The organism is Nevskia soli, assembly GCF_903970205.1.
Classification (GTDB): Bacteria; Acidobacteriota; Terriglobia; order Bryobacterales; family Bryobacteraceae; genus Bog-113.
Genome location: NZ_CAJCHS010000427.1, coordinates 1 through 9,199 on the forward strand (window position 1 = coordinate 1; position 9,199 = coordinate 9,199).

6 protein-coding genes are annotated in these 9,199 nt (G+C 58.9%); 3 read left to right on the forward strand and 3 right to left on the reverse strand.

Annotated elements, in window-relative coordinates; genetic code table 11:
• Positions 1 to 660, reverse strand: a 660-nt coding sequence (locus H1Y01_RS18375; RefSeq protein WP_180542145.1) for a hypothetical protein, incomplete at its 3' end; no start/stop codon positions are given.
• 40 nt (positions 661 to 700) lie between these two features.
• On the opposite strand from H1Y01_RS18375, the gene H1Y01_RS18380 reads away from it, so the two are divergent.
• A complete protein-coding gene (locus tag H1Y01_RS18380) occupies positions 701 to 1,867 on the forward strand; it encodes an alpha-galactosidase (RefSeq protein WP_180542147.1) in 1,167 nt (388 codons plus the stop codon).
• Between the two features lie 401 nt (positions 1,868 to 2,268).
• On the opposite strand, the gene H1Y01_RS18385 is transcribed toward H1Y01_RS18380, so the two are convergent.
• The gene (locus tag H1Y01_RS18385) at positions 2,269 to 3,360 is read right to left on the reverse strand and encodes a tetratricopeptide repeat protein (RefSeq protein WP_180542149.1); all 1,092 of its coding nucleotides are present in this window, start codon (positions 3,358 to 3,360) and stop codon (positions 2,269 to 2,271) included.
• 220 nt (positions 3,361 to 3,580) lie between these two features.
• Between H1Y01_RS18385 and H1Y01_RS18390 the strand changes: the two genes are divergently transcribed.
• Positions 3,581 to 7,030, forward strand: coding sequence for a TonB-dependent receptor (locus H1Y01_RS18390; protein ID WP_219341679.1), 3,450 nt, complete (start codon positions 3,581 to 3,583; stop codon positions 7,028 to 7,030).
• A 163-nt stretch (positions 7,031 to 7,193) separates the two neighbouring features.
• On the forward strand, positions 7,194 to 8,549 hold the full coding sequence (locus H1Y01_RS18395; protein ID WP_180542153.1) for an APC family permease: 1,356 nt from the start codon (positions 7,194 to 7,196) through the stop codon (positions 8,547 to 8,549).
• Here the strand turns inward: H1Y01_RS18395 and H1Y01_RS18400 are convergent.
• Positions 8,546 to 9,199, reverse strand: a 654-nt coding sequence (locus tag H1Y01_RS18400) for an enolase C-terminal domain-like protein (RefSeq protein WP_257644476.1), incomplete at its 5' end; no start/stop codon positions are given. The two genes, H1Y01_RS18395 and H1Y01_RS18400, sit on opposite strands and share 4 nt — an antisense overlap.

The following is a 9,199-nucleotide window of genomic DNA, read 5'->3' on the forward strand; positions in this document are numbered from 1 at the left end:
GAGAGCGAGCGACGAGCAAACCGCAAACACCGACCGATCCTGCGCCGCCGCGGATTCCGTCAAGCGCGTCCAAAGACTTTCGAGCCGGTCGACCTGCGGCAGCTCCGGATGCATCAACGCTACGTTCTGTTTGAGCTTGGCCCACTCCTTGCGTAGGCTGGCGGCATCGAACGGCGGCAGGTTCATCGCCTCGGCCAATTGCACGCTCGTCTTCTCCAGGCCATCAAGTAGCTGGTCGGCTGTCTCGAATTGATGATCGCGGCTCAGCAGTCCTTCGTCCTTCAGCGCCTGGGAAATTTCGCGAATGAGTTCATGACCCGCGCCGGTGGCGTCGGCGAGCGCGGCCAGCACCCAGATGGGAGAGACGCGAATCGTCAGCAATCCGATGATCTCGATGCCGTGACTTGCGCCGCGCTTCAGGATGAAGTTGCGCGCCAGTTCGTTCGAATCCGCATAGACTCCCTGCACCTGGCCGACCTGCTCGATCAGGAAACGCAGCGCCACTTCCACCATCAGCCGGTAAAGCACGGTCCGCCGCACGCGCGCCGGCAAAACGACGGCGTTGATCTCGCGCAGCAGACCGCCGGTGAGCGCCGCCGCGGAGCGCACCACGCGCTCAGGCAGGGACAACAGGAATCGGTAATGCGCCGTTGAAACCAACAAGCAATTCTCGCGCACGCGCGATATATACTCGACGCGTATGCACTCCCGCTTGGTCGTCGCGCTCTCCTTCGTCTGCGTCGCCGCTCCCGTTTTCGCGCTCGATAACGGTGTCGCGCGCACGCCTCCCATGGGTTGGAACAGTTGGAATAAGTTCGGCTGCAATGTTTCCGAGAAGATGATCCGCGAGATGGCCGATGCGGTGGTTACCTCGGGGATGAAGGACGCGGGCTACAACTACGTCGTCATCGACGATTGCTGGCAGGTCTCGCGCGATCCCGAAGGCAACATCGTGGCCGATGCAGAGCGCTTTCCTTCGGGGATGAAAGCGCTGGCCGATTACGTTCACTCCAAAGGGCTCAAGTTCGGCCTTTACTCAGACGCGGGCACGAAGACCTGTCAGGGACGCCCTGGCGGACGCGGCTACGAATACCAGGATGCGCGCCAGTATGCGGCCTGGGGCGTCGATTACCTCAAGTACGACTGGTGCAGCCATAGCACGCAGGACGGGCCCTCATCCTATGCGCTCATGAGCGATGCGCTGAAGCAAAGCGGCCGTCCCATCGTGTTCAGTCTTTGCGAATGGGGCAGTAACAAACCGTGGCTGTGGGCGCGCGATGTCGGAAATCTGTGGCGCACCACCGGGGACATTCAAGACAAGTGGAGCAATGACAAGAAGGGCCAGAGCCTGGGAGTGGTGCAGATTCTGGACCTGCAGGACGGCCTGGCATCCTACGCGGGTCCCGGGCACTGGAACGATCCCGACATGCTGGAGGTCGGCAATGGAGGCATGACGAGCGAGGAATACCGGGCGCATTTCAGCATGTGGTGCCTGCTCGCGGCGCCGTTGATCGCCGGTAATGATCTGCGCAGCATGCCCGCGGACACCCGCGACATCCTGACGAATAAAGAGGTGATCGCTATCGATCAGGATTCGTTGGGGATGGAAGGCCGCCGGGTCTGGCGAAACGGCGACACAGAAGTCTGGGCGCGGCCGCTGGCGGACGGCGGACGCGCGGTCGCCCTGCTCAACCGCGGTTCAAGCGCGGCGACGATCGAGGTGCAATGGACCGATCTTGGCTACCCAGGGCATCTCAGCGCGAAAGTTCGCGATCTTTGGGCTAAGCAGGATCGGGGAGCCTTCACAAAGTCGTTCTCCGCGGTGGTCCCATCCCACGGGGTTGTGATGGTTACCGTGAAACCGTAGCCGCCCGTTTCTTACCGCCCTGGATGCAAATCAAGCGGGCGCGCCCGCTTGAGCGCGTAAGAGAGGGATGCGAACGAGTTGAAAGGAGGCGCAACTCGCCCGGAGGAATTCTTTCGACGAGTCGGCAAAGGGTTGCCAGGTTATCCTGTATCGAGCAGATCCGCGAACGCATCGTGTCGAGACGTATTTCTGAGATTGTTACTGGCTGAGCAGCGGTCACTATCAAAATCTACACGAGGTTGCGGCGTTCCTCAAGGACTTTGTTCTGAAATCGGAACACAAAAGTCCTAGTAATCGGATTTCTTACTATGAATGGGTTCGTCTGTAACCCCTGTCCCAAAATGAAACACGGGTAAAACGGACCGTTGTTCTGAATTCCGAACCGGCGCCATACAGATCTCTTACATCGCGGGAGTCAGCATGGCTGAATCGACGCCAGCCGAACCGCCGATCTTCCGCTCCAGGTCATCCTGAACTTTCTGTCGCAATTCGTTGCCAATCGCGAATTCCCTTCGCGCCTGTTCGACGCGCCCCAATTTTTGGAGCAATTGCGCGCGGAGGTAATGAAGGCTTTGACTTTGTCCGTCGATCTGGATCGCGCGATCAACCTCGTTCAGGGCGTCCGTGAAGCGCCCTTCGGCGCGCAGGGTTTTCGCCAGGCCGTAACTCGCGGTGATCAATTGCGGCTGCAGTCGAAGAGCCTCCGTGTAGTAACGTTCGGCTGTGCGAGCGTCTCCCGCGGCCGCACTCAGATCGCCGAGCTGCTCGGCGTCGAACGCCGTATCGGGCGAAATTGCCTGGTCGGCCAAAAACTCGGCGCGGGCTTCTTCGATCTGTTGCTGGTTCCGCGCAATCCGGCCCAGATAATAATGTGCGAAGGCGAGTTTGGGATCGCCTCGGAGCGCCAGTCGTAATTCGCCCGCGGCCTGGGCGTCGTCTCCGCGCGCGAAGTACGCTTTTCCAGCCCAGAGATGCATTTCCGGCGTATCCTTGCCGATTGTAAGAAGCCTGGCCAGCGCCGCCTTTTCGCCGGCCGCGTCGCCGGAACGCCCGGCCGCGATTCCAAACACGTACAGATACTGCAGATTGTCCGACTGCGAATCCTGAAGCGGCGCGAGCGTCTTGCGTGCCTCCGGATAGCGCTGCAAGAAGAACTGGCAAAGGCCAAGTAGATACCGCGCCTGCAGCGACCCCGCATCGTCATGAAGTACGGACTCGAAGGACTCAAGCGCCGCAGGGTAGTTGCCGGTATGGAACTCGACCAGACCGATGTTCAGCCGCACACCGGCTACACCCGGCGCCAGAGCCGCAGCCTTCCGCAGTTGCTCAAGCGCCGCCGTCCATTCGTGACGCCGCATGTGAATCACGCCCAGATTGGCGTGCGCTCCAGGATCTTGCGGAGCAGCCGTAACCACAGCCTGAAAGTCACGCTGCGCTGCGTCGAGATCTCCCGCGCGCAGCTCCGATTCGCCGGACTTGTAGCGATCGGCCAAGGCCGAAGTTTGGGCGCCTGCGACTGCGGTTTGAGCTACAAAAAGCAAAATTGCGACTACCGTAACTCTCACTCTCACAATCTACATCGCGACCGCTACATGCGCGAGAGGCCCGGGTTGTTGTATTATTTCCAGAAAGTATTGCGGGAACTATGCCGCGCGGCCATCTTGGCGCCGGCGATTCTCAAGGTCAATCTCAACGGTCAACAGGGGGTAGGACATGCGCGGCATTTCCGGTCTAGCATTTCTGTTTTTGGCATTTGCTTCGTCGTTAGTACAAGCCCAGGACACCGGCTCACTGAGCGGCACCGTCCGCGACTCTACCGGGGCGATCATCGCGGGCGCCGATGTCACGGTGACCAGCGTGGCCGAAGCAACGCCTCACAAAACCACGAGCAACAACGAGGGCGATTATCTGATTGCCGGTTTACCCGCGGGCAAATACAACCTGACGATCACCTCGCCCGGATTCAAGACCTACGAGGCCACCAACATCACTCTGCGGATCGCGCAGAAGGCGCGTGTCGACGCGAATCTGCAACTGGGAGCCGTCACCACCACGGTTGAAGTCCAGGGCGACGAAGTGGCGCAGGTCGAGACGAACACCTCCGAACTGGCGGGAACGGTGACGCAGAAGCAGATCAACCAGTTGGTGTTGAATGGCCGTAACTTCACGCAGTTAGTTACTCTCGTTCCCGGCGTCAGTAACCAGACGGGGCAGGACGAAGGAACGGTTGGAGTTTACGGCAACGTCTCGATGAGCATCAACGGCGGCCGGACGGAGTATAACAACTGGGAGATCGACGGCGGCGATGCCATGGACAACGGCAGTAACGCCACGCTGAACGTCTACCCCAATGTCGACGCGATCGCCGAGGTGAAGGTGCTCACGTCCAACTACGGCGCGCAGTATGGACGGAACGGATCGGGCACCGTCGAAACCGTAACGAAGTCCGGCACGACGGGATTCCATGGGGATGTTTTCGAGTTTGTCCGCAACGAAGATTTCAACGCCAACAATTTCTTCAATAACGCCGGCGGAATTCCGAACCCGGAGTACCGCAAGAATGACTGGGGCTATACGATCGGCGGGCCGATCTATATCCCGAAAGTCTATAACAAGAACAAGGAAAAGACTTTCTTCTTCTTCAGCGAAGAGTGGCGGAAGGAATTGGTTCCCGGTCAGGTGTTCAACCAGCAAGTGCCGTCGAATGCCGAGCGGAACGGTAACTTCAACGATGTTTGCCCCGGTCCGGATTGCCCGATGATGCCGAATGGACAGCCGTTCCCGAACAATCAGGTGCCGGTGGATCCGAACGCCAAGCTCCTCGAGGATGCACTCTTTCCGGCGGCAAACGCGGGCAGCGGCGCTACGTCGTTTTTCGATGCCGCGCCCGCGACACCGACCAACTGGCGCGAGGAACTGGTACGCATCGATGAAAATTTCACCGACAACACGCGTTTCTTCTTCCGCTTTATACACGATTCCTGGAACACGGTAACCCCGACATCTCTTTGGTCCTCGAATACGGCGAGTTTCCCGACGGTACAGACGAGCTTTGTCGGACCGGGCGTTAGCCTGGTCGCTCACCTGACGAATAGCGTGAGTCCGACGCTGCTCAATGAATTTGTTTTCAGTTACACGACCGACCATATCTTCCTGAACGCCGTGCAGAATGTTTCGCGGCCAGCCGGATTCACAGGCGGAGCCCTTTTCAATAACGGCAACGGTGCGTTGCCCGGAGTGGAAATCTGCTGTAACTCGTCTTACGGCGGCGGCTTCGGTGAAGACCCGGGATACTTCCCCTGGAACAATGCCAACCCAACTTACACTTATCGCGACAACCTTTCCAAAGTCGCCGGCAACCACAACTTAACCATGGGCTTCTACTTCGCCGCGCGGCAGAAAAACGAGCAGACGAGCGGGGACCCGGGCGGCGTCTACACGTTCAATAATTCCCAGGATCCGAACGGAACGGGGAATGCATTCGCCGATTTTCTGCTCGGAAATATCTATGCCTATTCGCAGACCAGCGCGAAGTTGAAGTACTACAACCGGGAGAAGAGTGTAGAACCTTACTTTCAGGATGACTGGCGGGTGACACCGCATTTCACTCTAAATCTGGGCCTTCGGATCAGTCTGTTTGGAACCTATTACGAAAGGTACAAGCAGGCTTATAACTTCGATCCGGCCGCTTATAACCCGGCGCAGGCCCCCCAAATCGATGAAAGCGGCGATGCCAACAACGGCAATCTGATACCCGGTACGGGCAATCCCTTTAACGGCATTGTCCAATGCGGGACGGGGGGCATTCAGCGATCCTGCATGCAAGGGCACCTCTTCAATCCGGCGCCGCGGGTGGGATTCGCCTGGGATCCATTCGGCGACGGCAAGACGGCTCTCCGCGGCGGCTACGGGATCTTCTACGAAATCACGAACGGTAACGAAGGCAACACGGAATCGCTCGAAGGCGCGCCGCCGCTGGTGCTGAATGCGACGCAATACGACATTATTGGATACAACAGCGTGGGCGGCTCGGGCTCATTCCCTCCGTTGACGCCGGTTTCGATTCCGACCGTCATCCGCTGGCCCTACATGCAGCAATGGCACCTCGACTTACAACACGAGTTCCTTTCTAAGTTCGTGGCCACGCTCTCCTATGTGGGATCGAAAGGTACTCACTTGACGTTGCAGCGCGATCTGAACCAACTCTATCCCATTAGTCCGTCGCAGAATCCGTACAAGCCGGGTCAAGTCATGACTCAGGCGGACTGCAATAACGGGACGGTGAACGGACAGACGCTAAGCGGGCAGGCATTGATCGACTTCAATGTCGCGTGCGGCGGCGATCCGAATCCTTACCGCCCGATCGCAGGGTACGGCGACATCACTTCCCTCGAGAATCAGGCGAACTCGAATTACAACGCGCTGCAGTTCTCCCTGCACCGGACGGTCGGCCGCTTGAATTTGAGCGTGGCTTATACCTGGAGCCATTCGCTTGACGACTCTTCCGACCGCGGTGACAGCAACTTTCTAAATTCTTATAACCTGGGGCAGACTTACTCCAGTTCCAACTTCGACCAGAGGCATCTGCTGAACATCAGCGCCGTCTATGACCTGCCCTTCTTTTTGGCTCCCGGGTGGACGCACAGCTTGTTTGGCGGGTGGCAAGTCTCCGGGCTGATGACGTTCCAGACGGGAACGCCGTTTAGCGTATTGAGCGGTATCTTCGGGCCGGGCGTGGCGAATGGTAGTGGACAGCAGGCATTTGTGGACTTGATCGGCAATCCGAACGCGGCGCTTCCGGAAACGAATGCCGCGGGCATCGTCGGCCCGCTGCTCTATAACCCCAACGCCTTCGCCGAGGAAACCGGGCTTACTTTCGGCGATGCGGGACGCAACATTCTTCGTAACCCGTCGCGCACGAACTTCGATATGGGCTTATTCAAGCGCTTTGCGGTCGGCGAGCAGCGGGCGTTTGAGTTCCGGGCCGAAGGGTACAACGTTTTCAATCACACCCAGTTCAATGGCGTGTACAACACAGCCACTTGTTTCGGGGGCTCGAATAACTCGGCGGGGGATCCCAGCTGCCTGGATAACGACTTCCTGCATCCCAGCGGCGCTCATAACGCCCGCATTCTGCAGTTAGGGGCTAAGTTTCTATTCTAGAGCGAGCGTACTTCCAGCAGCCCGTGATAATGACCGCTCCTTCACCGTCGCGGCTCTGTAACGTACCGCGTCTCGGTAACGTACTGCGTCTCGGCAACGCACTGCGTCTACTGAGCCGCGACCGTCAGGGAGTCGGTTTTGACGGGCACTTAGCCTATCCGCGATGAGCAATGCGCCTCCGGAACGCCTCGGTTCCCGAGGGAAGATCGGGTTGTTTGAAGCGATCGCGGCCAACATTCTGCAAATGGTGGGGGTCGGTCCGTTCCTGACCATCCCGTTGATTCTCTCGGCGATGGGTGGGCCGCAAGCCATGGTCGGGTGGGGTCTGGGCGCTTTGATCTCGGCCTGCGACGGCCTGGTGTGGGCTGAGTTAGGGGCGGCCATGCCGGGCTCGGGCGGATCCTACAAGTATCTGCGCGAAGCTTATGGGCCGCGGAGTCTGGGGCAACTCATGAGCTTCATCTTCCTGTTCCAGAGTATCGTGGTTACTCCGCTCCTGGCGGCATCGGGCGGCGTCGGATTCGCGGATTACGCCAAGAGTCTATACCCCGCGATGACTTACTGGCAAGGTAAGGCGGTTGCCTTCGCGGTCTGCCTGGTCGCGACTGCCCTGCTCTACCGCAACATACGATCCATAGGCCGCGTTTCGATGGTGTTGGTGACCATTGTCATGGGCACGATGGTCTGGATCATCGTTGCCGGGGCGACCCACTTCAACCCGGCGCTGGCATTTGCCTTCCCGCCCGGCGCGTTTCACCCGTCCGCCGCTTTCTTCACCGGGCTTGGCGCAGCTACTCTGATTGCCATGTACGACTACCAGGGTTACTGCACCGCGGCGCTGATCGGCGACGAGGTAAAGGCCCCGAACCGCAATTTGCCGCGCTCGATCCTGCTGGCCATCGGAATCGTGGCTATCGGATACACCGCCATGAGCTTCTCCGTGATCGGGGTGATTCCCTGGAAGGAGACGCTGACCTCGACTTCAATTGTGTCGGATCTGATCGGGCGGGTTTACGGGCCCACCGCCGCCAAGGTAAGTGCGGTTCTTGTTCTCCTTGCCGCGTTCGGATCGGTGTTCGCCGTGTTACTGGGCTTTTCGCGGGTACCTTATGCCGCCGCCCTCGAAGGTAACTTCTTTTCGATTTTCGCCCGAGTCCATCCGAAAGGATTCCCGTCGTTCTCGATCGTCTTTATGGGCGTGGCTTCGGCGTGTGCGTGCCTGTTCTCGCTAGAGAGCCTGATCGATGGCCTGATCATCGTCCAGATCCTGACGCAGTTTGCCGCGCAGTGCGTCGCCGTCGTGCTGATTCGGCGTTACCGAAAGGACATTCAACGCCCGTTCCGGATGTACTTGTATCCTCTACCGGTCGTGATCGCGCTCGCCGGTTGGGTGTTCATCGTAGTCTCGGCTCAGGCCCGTTACATCCTCTTTGGTATGTGCGTGCTTGTGGCGGCCGTGATCGCGTTCCTGATTCGCGCAAGATCGCGAAGCGAATGGCCGCTCAGTAAGGTCGCTTAAAACGGAATGGGCACAGGCTGATCGTTCTTCGGGTCGGCCCATCGATCGTTGGGAACCAAGGGCGTCCAACCAGGCCGCCCAGGGTCTTGATCATAGGGGTAGCTTCCGAGCCGCTTATATAACTCGCTGTACTCTCGAAGCTTCTCGCGATCGAGCTTGACACCTAATCCGGGACCGTCGGGCACCCGGATACTTCCGCCTTCATACCGTAGTAACCCGCCTTCAATAATGTCGCCGGTCAGGTGATGATAGTGAGCATCGGCTGCGAAGGATAAGTTGGGAAGCACCGCTCCCAGGTGCAGCATGGTTGCGAGTTGAATCCCTAACTCACCGGACGAATGCACGGCGACGCCCAACTGGAACGTATCGCAAATGGCGGCCGCTCTTACACACGGCCGGATGCCGCCCCAGAAGGTCGTATCCAGAAGAATTACATCCACGGCTAAGTCGAGTATGTTAGCCGCCAGTTGCTCGAAGTTAACCACCACCGTGTTCGTCGCAAGGGGAATACGAACCATCTCCCGCACGCGACGCATACCGTTCATGCCGAAGACCGGATCTTCGAAATAGTCGTTGCAGAGGTCCTCGATCGACTGTCCGAAGCGAATGGCCTGCTCGGTGGACCAGACGCCATTGGGATCGAAGCGGTA

Excerpts from the sequence above, each read along its gene's own strand:
- H1Y01_RS18380 (WP_180542147.1), top strand. The coding sequence starts at position 701 with ATGCACTCCCGCTTGGTCGTCGCGCTCTCCTTCGTCTGCGTCGCCGCT.
- H1Y01_RS18390 (WP_219341679.1), top strand. The coding sequence starts at position 3,581 with ATGCGCGGCATTTCCGGTCTAGCATTTCTGTTTTTGGCATTTGCTTCG.
- H1Y01_RS18395 (WP_180542153.1), top strand. The coding sequence starts at position 7,194 with ATGAGCAATGCGCCTCCGGAACGCCTCGGTTCCCGAGGGAAGATCGGG.